We start from the raw sequence: 14,523 nt of genomic DNA, 5'->3' as shown, positions 1-14,523 counted from the left end.
GCTTGATACGCACACCCGCTCCGTCCCATCATCGCCCGCCATGAGCCAGCCCTGGATGCTCGAGACCCCCGCGCCGCCCGCTGACGCGCGGATTCCCTACGGAGAGCTCACCCACCAGTTCGGTGACCTGCGCCTGCCGCGCGGCGAGGGTCCGCACCCGGTGGTGGTGATGGTGCACGGTGGCTTCTGGCGGGCCCGGTACGACCTGGAGCACGTGGGCCACCTGTGCGCGGACCTCACGAAGCGGGGCTATGCCACCTGGAGCCTCGAGTACCGGCGGGTGGGCCACCCGGATGGCGGCTGGACGGGCACCTTCGAGGACGTGGCCCACGGCACGGACTACCTGCGCACGCTGGCGACGCGCTACCCGTTGAACCTCGAGCGCGTGGTGCTCCTGGGGCACTCGGCGGGAGGACACCTGGCGCTGTGGCTCGCGGGGCGCGGGAAGCTGAAGCCGGGGCAGCCGCTGTACACCGGGAAGCCCTTCGTCCCGAGGGGCGCGGTGTCACTGGCGGGCGTGGTGGACCTGGAGCGCGCCTTCCAGCTGCGGCTGGGGGACGGCATCGTCGAGTCGCTGCTCGGTGGCACTCCGGCGCAGGTGCCCGAGCGCTACGAGCTCGCCTCTCCCGCGGCGCTGCTGCCACTGGGGGTGAAGCAGGTGCTGGTGCACGGGGCCGAGGACACCATCGTCCCGCTCACCCTGAGCACCGGGTACCACGAGCGCGCCACGAAGCTCGGGGACAGTGTGAAGCTCGTGAGCCTGCCGGGCGCGGAGCACTTCGAGGTCATCGACCCGCGCGCGAAGGAGTGGCCGCGAGTGGTCGAGGCGGTGGCCTCGCTCATGTGAAGTCCGGCGGCCAGGGGAGGTAGAGTCCAGGGGTCTGCCCCTGAACCCTGGAGGCCGTATCGTGAAGCCATGCATCGCCGCGTTGTTGGGCCTGTTGCTGCTCACTCCCATGGAGGCCTTCACCTTCGCCGCTGGCAAGGAGGTGACGTTCGGCAGCGTGGAGCTGCTCGACGGCCCGGTGACGGCGTCCTGTGATGATGACGGGGTGCTCGACACGGGCGAGAGCGCGCGCATGCGCGTCACCCTGCGCAACAGCGGCACCGAGCGGCTCAAGCTGACGAGCATGACGCTCTCCAGCGCGGACCCGGACATCTCCTTCCCCAAGGGACCGACGGTGTACTTTCCCCCCGTGGATCCGTCCGCGTCCGTCAGCGCGGAGCTGCCGGTGGCGCTCTCGGGCGCCGCCACCCCGCGCGATATCTCCCTGAACATCGCCTACCGGGACGACGAGCAGACGGTGCCCGGAGACAAGACGCACACGGTGACGTACCGCGTGAACACGGACAAGCTACAGGGGACGCTCGAGACGGTGGAGTCCACCCCTCACCCGTGGACCATCACCCTCCCCCCGGTGGGCAGCACGTCCTGGGCGCGCGAGTATGACTCGGCGGGCGCGAACACGTTCTTCCGTGGACCGAACAACAAGGTGACCACGGATCTCTCGCTCGTCTCGCCGCTGCTCCAGGTGTCGGCGACGGAGGCGTTCCGCGTCATCTTCCAGCACCGCTACGCCTTCGAGGCGAGCCCCGCGGGCTTCTACTTCGACGGTGCCGTCATCGAGCTGAGCCAGGATGATGGGAAGAGCTGGGCGGACGTCGGCGCCTCCGTGAGCCCCACCTACAACGCGACCATCGATGCGGGAGGGGTCAACCCGCTCAAGGGTCGACGGGCCTATGGAGGCCAGAGTCCCGGGTACCCCGCGTTCACCGAGGCCACCCTCAGCCTCGGCACCACGTACGCGGGGAAGGCGGTGCGCCTCCGCTTCCGCATCGGCACGGACGACAGCACGGGCGCCACGGGCTGGGACCTGGACAACCTCCAGTTGGAGGGGGTGGTGAACACGCCCTTCACCACGTTGGTGGCCCACCGGGGCAAGTGCAGCAACCGGGTGCCCGTGGCGGACGCGGGCCCGGACCAGACGGTTGACGATGGACAGCTCGTGACGCTCTCCGGCAGCGGAACGGATCTCGAGGGCGCCCCGCTCACCTACGCATGGACGCAGACCCAGGGCCCGTCCGTGACGTTCAGCGACCCGAGCGCGTCCAGCCCCACCTTCCTCGCGCCCGACGTGGTGGGCGACACGGACCTCCAGTTCGAGCTGCGGGTGAGCGACGGAGTGAACACGAGCGCACCGGACGTGGTGACGGTGAAGGTGCGAGACCTCTCGCCGGTGGCGCGGGCGGGGGAGGACCAGGTGGTCCGCGAGGGCAGTGGGGTGACGCTCAACGGCTCGGAATCGACGGCTCCGGAGGGCGCGGCGCTGACGTACACCTGGACGCAGGTGGAAGGCGAAGGCCCCACGGTGAACCTCCTGCAGTCGGGCCCGAGGGCCATGTTCAACGCGCCCGAGGTGGACGAGGAGACGGTGCTCACCTTCCGGCTCCAGGTGACGGAATCCGGAGGACAGACCAGCGAGGACACCGTCACCGTGCGGGTGATCGACAGGAATGTGGCGCCGCAGCCAGGCACGGGGGGCTGTGCCGCGGGCCCGGAGGGAGGCGTGCCCACGGCGGCCCTGCTGCTGCTCACGGCGCTTGGCTTCATCCTGCACGACCGCAGCAGGCGCTCGCGCTAGAGAACGAGCGGGTTGCGCATGCTCCCTCTCCCTCTGGGAGAGGGCGGGGGGTGAGGGTCGTCGCGGCGTCTCACTCGCTGGAGGCTCCCGGTGTCGGACGTTCGATGAGCCGCGCCCGGTCGAGCAGCTCGCGCACGCGGGCGGTGAAGGCCACATGCTCGGGGTTGCTGGCCGTCATGGGCTCTGGGGAGAGCACGAGGAGCCAGCCCAGCGTCCCCACCGGCTCGATACGCACGGGGGCGGGCAGAGGCGGCAGGGAGCCCAGGCGGCGCGACAGGTACGTCAGCCAGCCCACGCGCACCTCCCGCTTCCGCTTCTGGACGAGGCGCACCATTTCAGTCGAGCTCACCATGGCGAAGTCCGGATCCCACGCGGTGGCCACGCTGGTGAGCACCTCGGCCAGCACCGGGGCGGCCAATATCCGCTCCCGCCCCGGGCCCTCCTCGGGCGGGTAGATCAGGCAGGTGTTTCCCGCTCCGAAGGGCGAGTACTCACCGCAGTGGAGCTCGACGCAAGTCCGTCCTCTCTTCGCATTCCACACGTACTCGCGAAACCCGAGGTCCTCGATGACCTTTCTATCGGCGTCCGTGCGGTTCATGCCGCGAAGGAACAACTGCTCCCACTCGGTTGCCACGGGGCGGACAGGGTGACCGGGCAGCTCGCGGGGGGCGCCACGTCCACCCCGGTACCACTGGACGAACGTCGGGTCACACCGCGCCAGCATGTGGAAGAAGAGCTCCGCGCGTCGGGCACACTCCAGCGCCGTCTCCTCGCGCGGGCCCCAGTATGCCCCCACGTAGTATCTCTCCTGCATGCGAGTTCCTTCCCCTACCGTGCCGCAGGCCTGACGTGGACGGTGATGTTGTCCCATCCATTTTCTTCGAAAAGAATGCGAAGGAAGCTCGCGAATTCCGCTTCGGCCACGTACCCCACACCACCGGCAGATTCAGCGTCCTGGCTGCTTTCGACTGCCGCCTCGCCTGTTCCAGCAGTCCCTTGAAACCCTTTCCAGCCTCGAACCAGGGCTGGGCCGTACCGTCCTTCGTGAGGAAGTGCGCCGTCCATGCGATGGAGTTCATCTTCCCCGACCCGGCCGAGTGCTGGACGAGGTACTTCGTGCCGGGCCCGTCCGCGAGCACGGCGGCCTGGAGCTTCCGGTTGACGTCGAGCTGGTGGTAGCGAGGGAAGATGACGCGGGAGATCTGCTTCTTCTTGTCGCGCTGGGCGATGAGGTAGCACCCGAGGATTTCCAGCCAGTTCTCGCGCGCCCAGACCTGCGCCCACAGGTACGCGGTGCGGTAGCCGCCGGTGGAGCTCACCGGGTTGCCCGCGCCGCCGTCGTTGCCCTGGTTGAAGGGCAGGAAGACGGTCTCCGGGCCTTGGAGACGGGTGACCATGTGGACTTCGCTGTTGCTCACCGCGAAGAGCACGAGCGCGCCGTTGGGGAAGGAGAGCAGCGGCTCGGCGGCTTGACCCTTGGGGTGCGGCAGCCGCTCGAAGTGGTAGTGGCTTGACGTGTGTACCCGTCCTTCCTTGTAATTCCGGGCACTCAACCTGAGACACCGCCCGGGAGTGAACGGTGCCCTCGCTTCAATCTGGCTTGCGCTCGATGAAGACACCTTCTGCGCGGTTCCTTCTCACTCTTTCCGCATCCGCGCTCCTCAGCCTCTCTTGCGCCACCACCCCGTACCCGGCGAGGGCTGCTGGCTTCCAGCCCCAGCCCTCTCGCTCTCAGTTCAATCAATCTTGCGGCGCAGCCTGTGCGGCCCCCGTCAACGCGAGCACCGGAGAGATTCTCGCACCGGCAGCCGCCCAGACCGGCCAGGTGCTCGGAAGGGTTGCCCAGGCCGTCGAGGTCCTCCAGGGCCTCATCACGGTCTCGAAGTTCCTGGACGAAGCGCAGAAGAGCACCGTCGAGGACATCCTTCGGGGCTGTGTACGAGAGGCCAACACCAAGGTGGACGACGAGCTCTTCGGAAAGGACCGCTCCCTGCCTGACTCCGAGTGCGGAAAGGAGCCAACCGTCCGCGACAAGCTCGCCCCTACCTGGCGCAGGCACCTGGGGATGTTGAAGCACGCCGCTGCCTTCGAATGCATTCAGCGCCGGCTCGCCGAGAAGTTTCCCGATAACTTCTCCATCGAGCCACGTCTTCGAAAAGACGAATTCACCCAGGAGGTTCTCCTCACTGACAGGTGGGCGGGCTCGCTGAGACCGGACATCGTGATTCACTTCACTCGGAATGCGACCCGGATTCAGTGCATCTACGACCTCAAGTTCCCGTGCGGCTACGAGGTGGGTAATCCATGGAGCGTGGACGTCGTGAGGCAGATGCGGTCCTACGGAGAACTCGGCGGACAATGCCAACCCGCACTCGTTACCCCTCAGTTTGGCGTTGATCGCCAGTAGGTGAGCCGATGACTACTCCCTATCCGCGAGTCCGCGTCTCGGGCCCCATCAAATCCAGGTCCTGGCACCCGGACACAGACGTAGTCGAGCGCATCGAGGAGCGCCTCCTCGTCAGGGACCTCGTTCGCATCGCCTTCTTCATCCCTCACGACAACTTCGACATCGCGGCGGGAGTGTCCCAAGCGCTCGACAGCTACCTGCGCGCCGTCACGGCCCGTCCCGAGGCCCTCGCCCTCTATACCTGCTGCGACTGGGAGCCGAGCAGGCTCGATGACAGAGGCTGGGAGCTCATCCGGCGCGCGCTGCGGCCCGAGGTACGCAGGTACTTCGAGGACTACACGCCCGATGAGGCCTTCTATCCGGAAAAGGAGGGGGCGGATCCCTACTTCAGCATCACCGGCCGCGGCGACAGTGGTTTCTACTTTGGCTATCACGCCAGAATCCCTTCCCGGCAGCCGCCCCGCGGCAGCGTGAGTGTCCTCCGCGTCACCCTGCCGACCGAGTTCCTGGAGGAGCGTGGGCACGCTTTCATCCACGAGCTGGCACTCGACATGGCCTCCCAGCTCCCCTTCGCCTCGGGGCATGCGGGCCTGGCGCTCTCCACCTGGTCCTCGGTGGACGGCCAGCTGGAACGGCTTCGCCCGGTCATCTTCCGCCACCCCGGTTTCGACATCCGCGATGCCAGCATTCACGACAACCTGGGCAACAGGCTGGACGGCATCCACTGGCTGAACTTTCTCGGGCAGCCCGTGCTTGGTGAGCTGGGCGGAGTCGCAAGCCTCCGAGCCCGGCTCCACTCCCCCACCACCACCGTGCGGGAACTCGGCGGGGAGCGCGCCGTGGTCACGTTGGGACCATGCCCGGAAGCCGGAGACCTGACCCGGGGCCAGGACCTCCCGGCATACCGTGAGCTCGCGCGTGTCCTGGAGCGCTGGCAGGAGCCCTTTCCGTGGGGCTGGCTCCGCCGCGAGGGCCGCACCAACGACGAGGAGGAGCTGAGTCGCTGGTGGAGAAGATTTCTGGATTGAGAGGGGGTGCCCCACCCGCCCCTCAATAAGGGATGCGGGCTCCCGCGAATCAGAAGCCGCGCATCCAGCCGCCGTCGATGACGAGGGACTGGCCGGTGATGTAGCCCGCCTGCTCCGAGGCGAGGAACGTCACCAACGCCCCCAGCTCCTCGGGCTTGCCCAGGCGGCGCGCCGGAATCGCGGACGTAATCTTGTCCTCGGGCACGCCGAGCTCCTTGAGGCGCTCGGTCGCGTGGTAGCCCGGCTGCACGCCGTTGATGGTGATGCCGTGCTCGGCCACCTCGTTGCTCACCGTCTTCACCAGCCCCATGAGGCCCGCGCGCAGGCCGTTGGAGATGGTCAGCAGCGGCATCGCCTCGCGCGCGGCCACCGACGTCACCAGGACGATGCGGCCCCAGTGCCGCTCCTTCATCCCCGGCAGCGCCGCCTGCAGGCCCTCCACCACGCTCATCCACAGGCTCTGGAAGCCGTCCTGCCACTGCTCGGCGGTGAGCTTCTCGATGCTGCCCTTGGGAGGCCCGCCCGTGTTCGCCACGAGGATGTCCACGCCACCCAGCGTCTCGATGACCTTCTCCACCAGCGCCTTCGTCGCGCCCGGCTTCGTCAGGTCCGCCGTCACACCGAGCTCGGCACCCATGCGCTGAGCGGCGTCGCGGATGCGCGCCTCGTCACGCGAGCAGATGGCCACGCGCGCCCCTTCCTTCACCAGCTGCGCGCCAATGGCGTACCCCAGTCCAGCCGAGGCGCCCAGCACCAGCGCCCTCCTACCTCGCAGTCCCAAATCCATCCGAATGCTCCTTCACGAAGGGCACCAGCCGCTCACGGATGAGCGTGCCGGCGCGTCCCAGGTCCACGTCTTCCGCCCGCGTGAGGCCCTCGCTCAACTCGGCGACGATGCCGCCCGCGATGGCTCCCACCTCGTACGCCAGCCGGTACGGCACCAGGCTGAAGCTCACCAGCGTGTAGCGGCTGAGGAACTCGCCCGGGAAGGCCTTGAGCAGCTCCTTCTCCACCGCCTTCTCCAGGAGGAAGCGCGGGTCCGCCGTCTTGTCCCGCATCTCCACGAAGTTCTCCACCGCCATGTCCGCGATGGCGTCCGCGTTCGTCTTGCGCAGCCGGAAGAACTCCGCGAAGGCGTCCTCCCACCGCTGGTGCCGTCCGAGGCACGCATCCAGCGCCACGCAGTCCTCGAAGCCGCAGTTCATCCCCTGCCCGAAGAAGGGCACGATGGCGTGCGCCGCGTCCCCCACCAGCAGCGCCCGGCCGCCCACGTGCCACGGCTCGCTCTTCACCGTCACCATGGTGCCGGTGGGGTTGTGGAAGAAGTCGTGCGTCAGGCCCGGCATCAGCGCCAGCGCGTCCGGGAACTGCGCCTCGAAGAAGGCCACCAGCTGTGCCGGCGTCCCCAGCGACTCGAAGCTCACCGGGCCCTGGAAGGGCAGGAAGAGCGTGCAGGTGAAGCTGCCATCCAGGTTCGGCAGGGCAATCAACATGTACGAGCCGCGAGGCCAGATGTGCAGCGCGTGCTTCTCCATCTGGAAGGCACCGCCCGGGCCCGCGGGAATCGTCAGCTCCTTGTACCCGTGGCTCAGCTGCTCCTGCGCGGCGCGGTAGGCCGGCGCCAGCGCCATCTCGCGCCGCACCGCCGAGCCCGAGCCGTCCGTGCCGAACACCACCGGGGTATGCACCTCGCGCACGGGGCCGCCTGCCCTGTCCACGACGTCGAGCGCGCCCTTCTGGAAGTCCACGTGCTGCACGCGCTGCTCGAACTGGATGCGCACCCGGCCCGTGGCCTCGGCGTGCGTCATCAGGTACTTGTTCAACCACGCGCGCGAGATGCTGTTGATGTGCTGGGACTCGTCCTTGCCGTAGGCTTGGTAGGCCAGCCCGCCGGAGGGGGAGTGGATCATCCGGCCGCGCATGGGAATGGCGTGGCGCAGCGCCTCCTCCTCCAACCCCACCTGCCGCAAGGCGTACAGCCCGCGGGTGGAGATGGCGAGGTTGATGGAGCGCCCCGCCCCAATCTCCTCGCGCCGCATGTCCGGGCGCCACTCCAGCACGTCCACCTGGAAGCCGCGCCGTGCCAGGTACATGGAGAGGAGCGAGCCCACCAGCCCCGCGCCCACCACCGTCACACGTTGTGTCTGGTCAATCTCGTGCATGGCGTTCGAGCACCCCCGCGAAGCGGTAGACGTCGAGGAAGCTGACATAGAGCGGAGCCGGCGCGGCGCGGATGATGTCCGGGGAGCGGAAGTCGCAGAGGACGCCCTGCGCCGTGAGCTTCTCGAGCAGCTGCTGGGGCTGCTTGCTGAAGCGCAGCGAGAGGTGGGCGCCGCGCTGCTGGGGGTCCCTCGGGGTGATGCTGTGCACGAAGCCGGGCGGGAGCCGGTCCAGGAGGAACTCCAGGTAGCCGGTGAGCAGCTCGCTCTTGCGGCGCAGGGCCGGCATGGTGGCGCGGTCGAAGATGTCCATGGACGCGCGCAGCGCCGCCATCTGGAAGATGGGCGGGTTGGACAGCTGCCAGCCCTCGGCACCCGGTGTGGGCTCGAAGTCGGGCCCCATCTGGAAGCGCGTCTGCTTGTCGTGGCCCCACCAGCCCTGGAAGCGGGGCAGCTGCTTGTCGCGCGCGTGGCGCTCGTGGACGAAGACGCCACCCAGCGTGCCCGGGCCGCCGTTGAGGTACTTGTACGAGCACCACACGGCGAAGTCCGGCCCGTCGTCGTGCAGCGAGAGGCGCAGGTTGCCGGCCGCATGCGCCAGGTCGAAGCCCACCTTGCAGCCCTGCTGGTGCGCGGCGCGGGTGATGGCGGCCATGTCGAAGGCCTGGCCGGTGAGGTAGTTCACGTTGCCCAGCAGCACCAGGGCGATCTCCTTCCCGTGCCGCTCGATCGTCTCCAGGATGTCCTCGGTGCGCAGCGTCTCCTCACCGGGGCGCGGGGAGAGTGGGAGCACGGCCTCCTCCGGGGAGTACCCGTGGAAGCGCACCTGCGAGGCCACCGCATACTGGTCCGACGGGAAGGCGCCGGCCTCCATGAGGATTTTGCGGCGCTCGCCCGCGGGCCGGTAGAAGGACACCAGCATCAGGTGGAGGTTCACCGAGAGGGTGTTCATCACCACCACCTCGAGCGGGTGGGCGCCCACCAGCCGGGCGGTCTGCTCGGTGAGCAGCTCGTGGTAGGGCATCCACGGGTGCGAGCCGCGGAAGTGGCCCTCCACGCCCAGCTTCTCCCAGTCCTCCAGCGCCTCCAGCACGTTGGCCTTCGCCTTGCGCGGCTGGAGCCCCAGCGAGTTGCCCACGAGGTAGATGACCGGCTCGCCGTGGTGGTGGGGAAACAGGAACTCGTCGCGGAAGTGGCGGAGAGGGTCCTCCGCGTCCATCCGCCGGGCGAACGCCTCACTGGCCTCGTAACGCACGGCTTCACCGCTCATCTACTTGAACTCCTCATACGAGCGCCCGAGCCACTCGAGCGCATTGCGGCACAACAGCTTCTCCCGGGTGGCGGCGTCGAACTCCGCGAGGGACTCCACCAGCGTGCCCGGCCGGTCCTCGCCCAGGGGGAAGGGGTAGTCACTGCCCAGGGCCACCTTGTCCGGGCCGAACAGCCGCACGATGAAGCGCAGCATGTCCGCGTCGTGCACCAGCGAGTCCACCCAGAAGCGGCCCAGGTACTCGCGGGGCGGCACGGGGTTGTCCACCGCGACGAGGTCCGGCCGCACCTGGAAGCCGTGCTCGATGCGGCCGAAGGTGCCCGGGAAGGCGCCGCCGCCGTGCGCGAAGGCGAGCCGCAGCTTCGGCAGCTTCTCCAGCGTGCCCGCGAAGAGGAGCGAGCAGATGGCCAGCGCCACCTCGGCGGGCATGCCCACCAGCCAGGGCATCCAGTACTTCTTCATCCGCGCCTCGCCCAGCATGTCCCAGGGGTGGACGAAGATGGCGGCGCCCAGGTCGGCGGCGGCCTCGAAGAAGGGGAACAGCTCCGGCTCGCCCAGGTTGAGGCCGTTGACGTGCGAGCCCACCTGCACGCCCGCCAGGCCCAGCTCGCGCATGCAGCGCTCCAGCTCGCGCACGGCCAGCTCCGGGGACTGCAGGGGCACCGTGCCCAGGCCCACGAAGCGCTTGGGGTGCGCCTTCACCACCGAGGCCAACTGGTCGTTGAGGAAGCGCGACAGGTCCAACCCGTGCTCGGGCTTCGTCCAGTAGCCGAACATCACCGGCACCGTGGACAGCACCTGCACGCTGACGCCGGTGGCATCACACTCCTCGATGCGCTTCACCGGATCCCAGCAGTTGCTCTCCACCTCGCGGAAGAACTTCCCGTCATCGCGCACCATGCGCGCCCGGCACGGGGCGTGGTGCTCCAGCGTCATGAAGCCGCCATAACCATAGCGCTCGGCGAAGCGCGGTATCTCGGGCGGCAGCAGGTGCGTGTGGATGTCGATCTTCATGCCTTGCGCTGCTCGCGAGTCACGCGGAAGCCGCACTGCGTGCAGGTGCAGCGCTCCGGGTTGCCGTAGAAGCGCTCGAAGATGGGCGGCAGCTGGGTGACGATGTTGGTGACCTGGAGGAACTCGTCATACAGCTTGTGGTTGCACTGGGGGCAGAACCACGCGAAGCCGTCCAGCTCGCCCTCGCGCCGCTTGCGCTCGATGACCAGGCCCACCGTGCCCGCGGGCCGCTGCGGCGAGTGCGGCACGTTGGGAGGCAAGAGGAAGATCTCCCCCTCGCGGATGGGGATGTCCTGGGGCTTGCCGTCCTCCATGACGCGCAGGGTGATGTCCCCCTCCACCTGGTAGAAGAACTCCTCGCTCGCGTCGATGTGGAAGTCGGTGCGCGAGTTGGGCCCGCCCACCACCATCACGATGAAGTCCCGGTCCTGCCACACCATCTGGTTGCCCACGGGGGGCTTGAGCAGGTGGCGGTGCTCTTCAATCCACTTCTTGAAGTTGAGGGGCTGCAGTCGGCTCATCTCAGTCTCCAATCGTGGCCACGCACTTCAGCTCGATGGCGATGGGGGTGGGCAAGGCGGTGATGCCGAGCGTCGTGCGGCACGGCGGGGTGGGCACGTCCTTGAAGTACTCGGCCCAGAGGCGGTTGTAGGTGGGGAAGTCCTTCTTCATGTCCGTGAGGTACACCGTCACGTCCACCAGCCGGTCCCACGAGGAGCCCGCCTCCTCCAGGATGTAGCGCACGTTGCGGAACACCGAGTGGCACTGCGTCTCCAGGTCGTACGAGACGATGTTGCCCTGGGCATCCAGCTCGACGCCGGGAATCTTCTTGCTCCCGCGCTCGCGAGGCCCCACGCCGGAGAGGAAGAGCAGGTTGCCCACGCGCCGGGCGTGGGGATAGAGGCCCACCGGCTCCGGGGCCTTCTGGGAGTCGATTCGATCGGAGTTGCTCATAGCTTCACGCACACGTTCTTGGGCTCGGTGAAGAAGCGCAGCGCGTCCCAGCCGCCCTCGCGTCCCACGCCCGATTCCTTCACCCCGCCGAACGGCGTGCGCAGGTCACGCAGCATCCAGCAGTTCACCCAGACGATGCCGCTCTCCAGCTTCGCCGCGAAGCGGTGCGCGCGCGTCACGTCCCGCGTCCACACGCTCGCCGCCAGCCCGTAGCGGGTGCTGTTGGCCCAGGCGAGCACCTCCTCCTCCTTCTCGAAGGGGATGAGCGTGGCCACCGGGCCGAAGATCTCCTCCTGGTTCGTGCTGCACGCGTGGCCCAGGCCCTCGATGAGCGTGGGCTCCACGAACCAGCCGTTGCGGCAGCGCCCCGGCACCTCGGCGCGCTTGCCACCGGTGAGGACGCGGCCGCCCTCCTTGCGCGCCACCTCGATGCAGCCCATCACCTTCTCGAAGTGCTGCGGAGACACCAGCGCGCCCTGGTCCGTCGAGGGATCCAGGGGGTCGCCCACCTTCAGCGCCCGCGTGCGCTCCACCAGCGCGGCCTTGAAGCGCTCGTAGATGGGGGCCTGCACGAAGATGCGCGAGCCGCACAGGCAGATCTGACCCTGGTTGGAGAAGGACGAGCGCACCGTGGTGGCCAGGGCCTCGTCGAAGTCGCAGTCGGCGAAGATGACGTTGGGATTCTTGCCGCCCATCTCCAGCGAGAGCTTCTTGAAGAGCGGCGCGGCGGTGCGGGCAATCTCGGCGCCCGTGCGCGTGCTGCCGGTGAAGGAGATGGCGCTGATGTCCGGGTGACGGCTCATCGCGGAGCCCACCTTGGCGCCGTAGCCGTGGACGATGTTGAGCACGCCCGGAGGCAGGCCGGCCTCGCGGCACACCTGGGCGAGCAGGTACGCCGTCATGGGCGTCACCTCGGAGGGCTTGGCCACCACGCAGTTACCGATGGCGAGCGCGGGGGCGAGCTTCCAGGTGAGCAGGTAGAGGGGCAGGTTCCAGGGCGAGATGCAGCCCACCACGCCCAGGGGCGAGCGCAGCGTGTAGTTGAGCGCCCCGCCGTCCATGACGTGGGCCTCGGTGGAGAACTGCGTCACCGCGTCGGCGAAGAACTCGAAGTTCTGGATGCTCCGGGGAATGTCCACCGTGGAGGCCAGCTTGAGCGGCTTGCCGGTGTCGATGGCCTCGGCGCGGGCGAAGGCGTCCAGCCGGGTGCGGATCGTCTCCGCGACGCGGCGCAGCAATCGCGCCCGCTCGGAGGCCGGAGTGGCGGCCCAGGCCGGAAACGCGTTGCGCGCGGCCTCCACGGCACGCTGGATGTCCTTCTCGTCCGAGTCGGGCACCTGGACGGAGGGCTCTCCGGTAGAGGGGTCCGGCTTGTCGAACCAGACCTGGGAGCTCGGGGACACCAGCTCTCCACCGATGTAGTTGAGGACCTTCTCCATGCGCGAATCCTCCTCGGGCTGACCGGCGCCCGGAATACCACGGGCCCCACACCCCGGCCACCTGGGTGGAGGACCCGGAGCGTTCATTACCAACGCCCGTCCTTATGAGGAGAACAGCCGCGGCTCAGCGCTTGCGCCGGTACACCGTCTCCACCGCCTTGGCCTCCGGGCTGTCGGGGGGGATGTTGTAGTGCGTGATGATCAGCCGGTCCGCCTCGGGCTGCTGAATCTCCATCCGCCAGCCCCACGGCGGACCGGACGGGGCCTCGTAGCTGCCCAGGACATCGTAGCCCCGGCCCTCGTTCTTCCCCTTGAAGAACATGATGCTCGTGCCGGTGTGGAAGCTGTCCACCCAGGCCATCTCGAAGCGATCCGGGTCCAGGTGGTAGCCGTAGAGGGCCACCCCCGACAGCGGCTTGCCCTGCATCGAGCCCTCATACTCGTGCATCACGAACCGTCCCCCTGCCACGAGGCGGATGGTGCCGCGCCAGGGGGATTCGTCCGCGAGCTTGTCCGGCTCGAACCACGTCTTCGTCATCCCCTCCCACTCACCGGCGAGCTGACCCAACCGGTGGTGGAGGCCACCTTCCTTGCTGGACTCCTCGAACGTCCGCTGTGCCATGTGTGCACCCTCCTTCGGAGGCCCGACCTTGGCGTTTTTCACCGGACCGCGCCAGAAAGGCGGCTTGCACTCCCGGCCCGCGCATTGGAAAAAGCGCCCTCCCCCGCTTCGGAGATGGCGATGAGCGCACGCATGCACGAGGAGCTGGCCCGGCTGTTGGACGAGGCACGGCTGGAGGCTCGCGAGATCCCGCCCCTCACCCGGGCGCACCCCACCCTCGCGCTCCCGGAGGCCTACGCCATCCAGGCCGAGGGCATCCGCCTGCGCCTCGCTCACGGTGAGCGCGTGGTGGGCCTCAAGATGGGCCTCACCTCCGAGGCCAAGCGCCGGCAGATGAACCTGGACTCGCCCGTGTACGGCGTCCTCACCGACCGCATGCAGGTGCCCGCCGGTGGCACCCTGCGGCTCCAGGGCGCCATCCACCCCAAAATCGAGCCGGAGATCGCCTTCCGCACCTCGCGCGAGCTGCGCGGCCGCATCACCCGGGAGCAGGCCCTCGACGCCTGCGCCAGCGTCTTCGCGGCGATGGAGATCCTCGACTCGCGCTACACCGACTTCAAATACTTCTCCCTGCCCGACGTGGTGGCGGACAACTCCTCCTCCTCGCTCTTCGTGCTGGGCACCACCGAGCGCCCTCCCCGCGAGTTGGAGCTGCCCGCGTTGCAGATGGTGATGGAGGTGAATGGCGAGCGCGTCCAGGCGGCGCGCTCGGATGCCATCTCCGGAGACCCGGTGCTGTCCATCGTCCAGCTGTGCGAGCTGCTCGACCAGCGCGGGGAGTCCCTGCCCGCGGGCAGCATCGTGCTCGCCGGGGCCGCCACCGCGGCGCACATGCTGCGGCCCGGTGATCGCATCCGCCTCACCGTGGACGGGCTGGGCGACGTCTCCGTTTCCGTCGAGCCCTGAAAGCCCTGAAAAACGACGTCGGGCATCCAACGTCCCAACCGCTCGCTCCCAGGCTCGCACTGGGAGCAAAGCAGGAAGGCCG

15 protein-coding genes are annotated in these 14,523 nt (G+C 68.5%); 5 read left to right on the top strand and 10 right to left on the bottom strand.

Features of this window, described 5'->3' with window-relative positions; genetic code table 11:
- Positions 1-40 precede the first annotated feature (40 nt).
- Complete coding sequence (locus NR798_RS04025) at positions 41-847, top strand: alpha/beta hydrolase family protein (protein ID WP_375770068.1); 807 nt, start codon at positions 41-43, stop codon at positions 845-847.
- A 61-nt stretch (positions 848-908) separates the two neighbouring features.
- Positions 909-2,642, top strand: a complete 1,734-nt coding sequence (locus tag NR798_RS04020) for an MYXO-CTERM sorting domain-containing protein (RefSeq protein WP_375770067.1) — start codon at positions 909-911, stop codon at positions 2,640-2,642.
- A 70-nt stretch (positions 2,643-2,712) separates the two neighbouring features.
- Here NR798_RS04020 and NR798_RS04015 read toward each other — a convergent pair whose 3' ends face one another.
- Positions 2,713-3,456 carry an Imm52 family immunity protein gene (locus NR798_RS04015; RefSeq protein ID WP_375770066.1) on the bottom strand — a complete coding sequence of 248 codons (744 nt, stop codon included), beginning with the start codon at positions 3,454-3,456 and terminating at the stop codon, positions 2,713-2,715.
- Positions 3,350-4,195: a hypothetical protein gene (locus NR798_RS04010; protein WP_375770065.1), complete on the bottom strand. Its 846-nt coding sequence runs from the start codon at positions 4,193-4,195 to the stop codon at positions 3,350-3,352. The genes NR798_RS04015 and NR798_RS04010 overlap by 107 nt, the downstream gene beginning before the upstream one ends.
- A gap of 56 nt (positions 4,196-4,251) precedes the next feature.
- Here NR798_RS04010 and NR798_RS04005 point away from each other — a divergent pair, with 56 nt between their 5' ends.
- Both NR798_RS04005 and NR798_RS04000 read left to right on the top strand, forming a co-directional pair.
- Positions 4,252-5,049 (top strand): hypothetical protein, encoded by a 798-nt coding sequence (locus tag NR798_RS04005; protein ID WP_375770064.1) that lies wholly within the window; start codon positions 4,252-4,254, stop codon positions 5,047-5,049.
- An 8-nt stretch (positions 5,050-5,057) separates the two neighbouring features.
- Complete coding sequence (locus tag NR798_RS04000; RefSeq protein ID WP_375770063.1) at positions 5,058-6,077, top strand: type VI immunity family protein; 1,020 nt, start codon at positions 5,058-5,060, stop codon at positions 6,075-6,077.
- Between the two features lie 49 nt (positions 6,078-6,126).
- Here the strand turns inward: NR798_RS04000 and NR798_RS03995 are convergent, their stop codons facing one another.
- The 8 genes from NR798_RS03995 to NR798_RS03960 form a co-directional block, all read right to left on the bottom strand.
- Entirely contained in the window at positions 6,127-6,864 is a 738-nt protein-coding gene (locus NR798_RS03995; protein WP_375770062.1) for an SDR family oxidoreductase, read from the bottom strand.
- Complete coding sequence (locus tag NR798_RS03990) at positions 6,842-8,239, bottom strand: FAD-dependent oxidoreductase (protein ID WP_375770061.1); 1,398 nt, start codon at positions 8,237-8,239, stop codon at positions 6,842-6,844. The genes NR798_RS03995 and NR798_RS03990 overlap by 23 nt, the downstream gene beginning before the upstream one ends.
- The gene (gene kynU / locus NR798_RS03985; RefSeq protein ID WP_375770060.1) at positions 8,226-9,506 is read right to left on the bottom strand and encodes a kynureninase; all 1,281 of its coding nucleotides are present in this window, start codon (positions 9,504-9,506) and stop codon (positions 8,226-8,228) included. The genes NR798_RS03990 and kynU overlap by 14 nt, the downstream gene beginning before the upstream one ends.
- Positions 9,507-10,520, bottom strand: a complete 1,014-nt coding sequence (locus NR798_RS03980) for an amidohydrolase family protein (RefSeq protein ID WP_375770059.1) — start codon at positions 10,518-10,520, stop codon at positions 9,507-9,509.
- Positions 10,517-11,041, bottom strand: a complete 525-nt coding sequence (gene nbaC, locus NR798_RS03975; protein ID WP_375770058.1) for a 3-hydroxyanthranilate 3,4-dioxygenase — start codon at positions 11,039-11,041, stop codon at positions 10,517-10,519. The genes NR798_RS03980 and nbaC overlap by 4 nt, the downstream gene beginning before the upstream one ends.
- 1 nt (position 11,042) lies before the next feature.
- The gene (locus NR798_RS03970) at positions 11,043-11,474 is read right to left on the bottom strand and encodes a RidA family protein (RefSeq protein WP_375770057.1); all 432 of its coding nucleotides are present in this window, start codon (positions 11,472-11,474) and stop codon (positions 11,043-11,045) included.
- The gene (locus tag NR798_RS03965; protein WP_375770056.1) at positions 11,471-12,913 is read right to left on the bottom strand and encodes an aldehyde dehydrogenase; all 1,443 of its coding nucleotides are present in this window, start codon (positions 12,911-12,913) and stop codon (positions 11,471-11,473) included. The genes NR798_RS03970 and NR798_RS03965 overlap by 4 nt, the downstream gene beginning before the upstream one ends.
- Before the next feature lie 124 nt (positions 12,914-13,037).
- The gene (locus NR798_RS03960) at positions 13,038-13,535 is read right to left on the bottom strand and encodes a DUF1579 domain-containing protein (protein ID WP_375770055.1); all 498 of its coding nucleotides are present in this window, start codon (positions 13,533-13,535) and stop codon (positions 13,038-13,040) included.
- 120 nt (positions 13,536-13,655) lie between these two features.
- Between NR798_RS03960 and NR798_RS03955 the strand changes: the two genes are divergently transcribed.
- Positions 13,656-14,441, top strand: coding sequence for a 2-keto-4-pentenoate hydratase (locus tag NR798_RS03955; RefSeq protein ID WP_375770054.1), 786 nt, complete (start codon positions 13,656-13,658; stop codon positions 14,439-14,441).
- The last annotated feature ends 82 nt before the right edge of the window (positions 14,442-14,523 follow it).

The sequence above is a fragment of the Archangium gephyra genome, from assembly GCF_042230915.1.
Taxonomy (GTDB): Bacteria; Myxococcota; Myxococcia; order Myxococcales; family Myxococcaceae; genus Archangium; species Archangium gephyra_B.
This window is presented reverse-complemented; position numbering and strand designations above follow the sequence as displayed.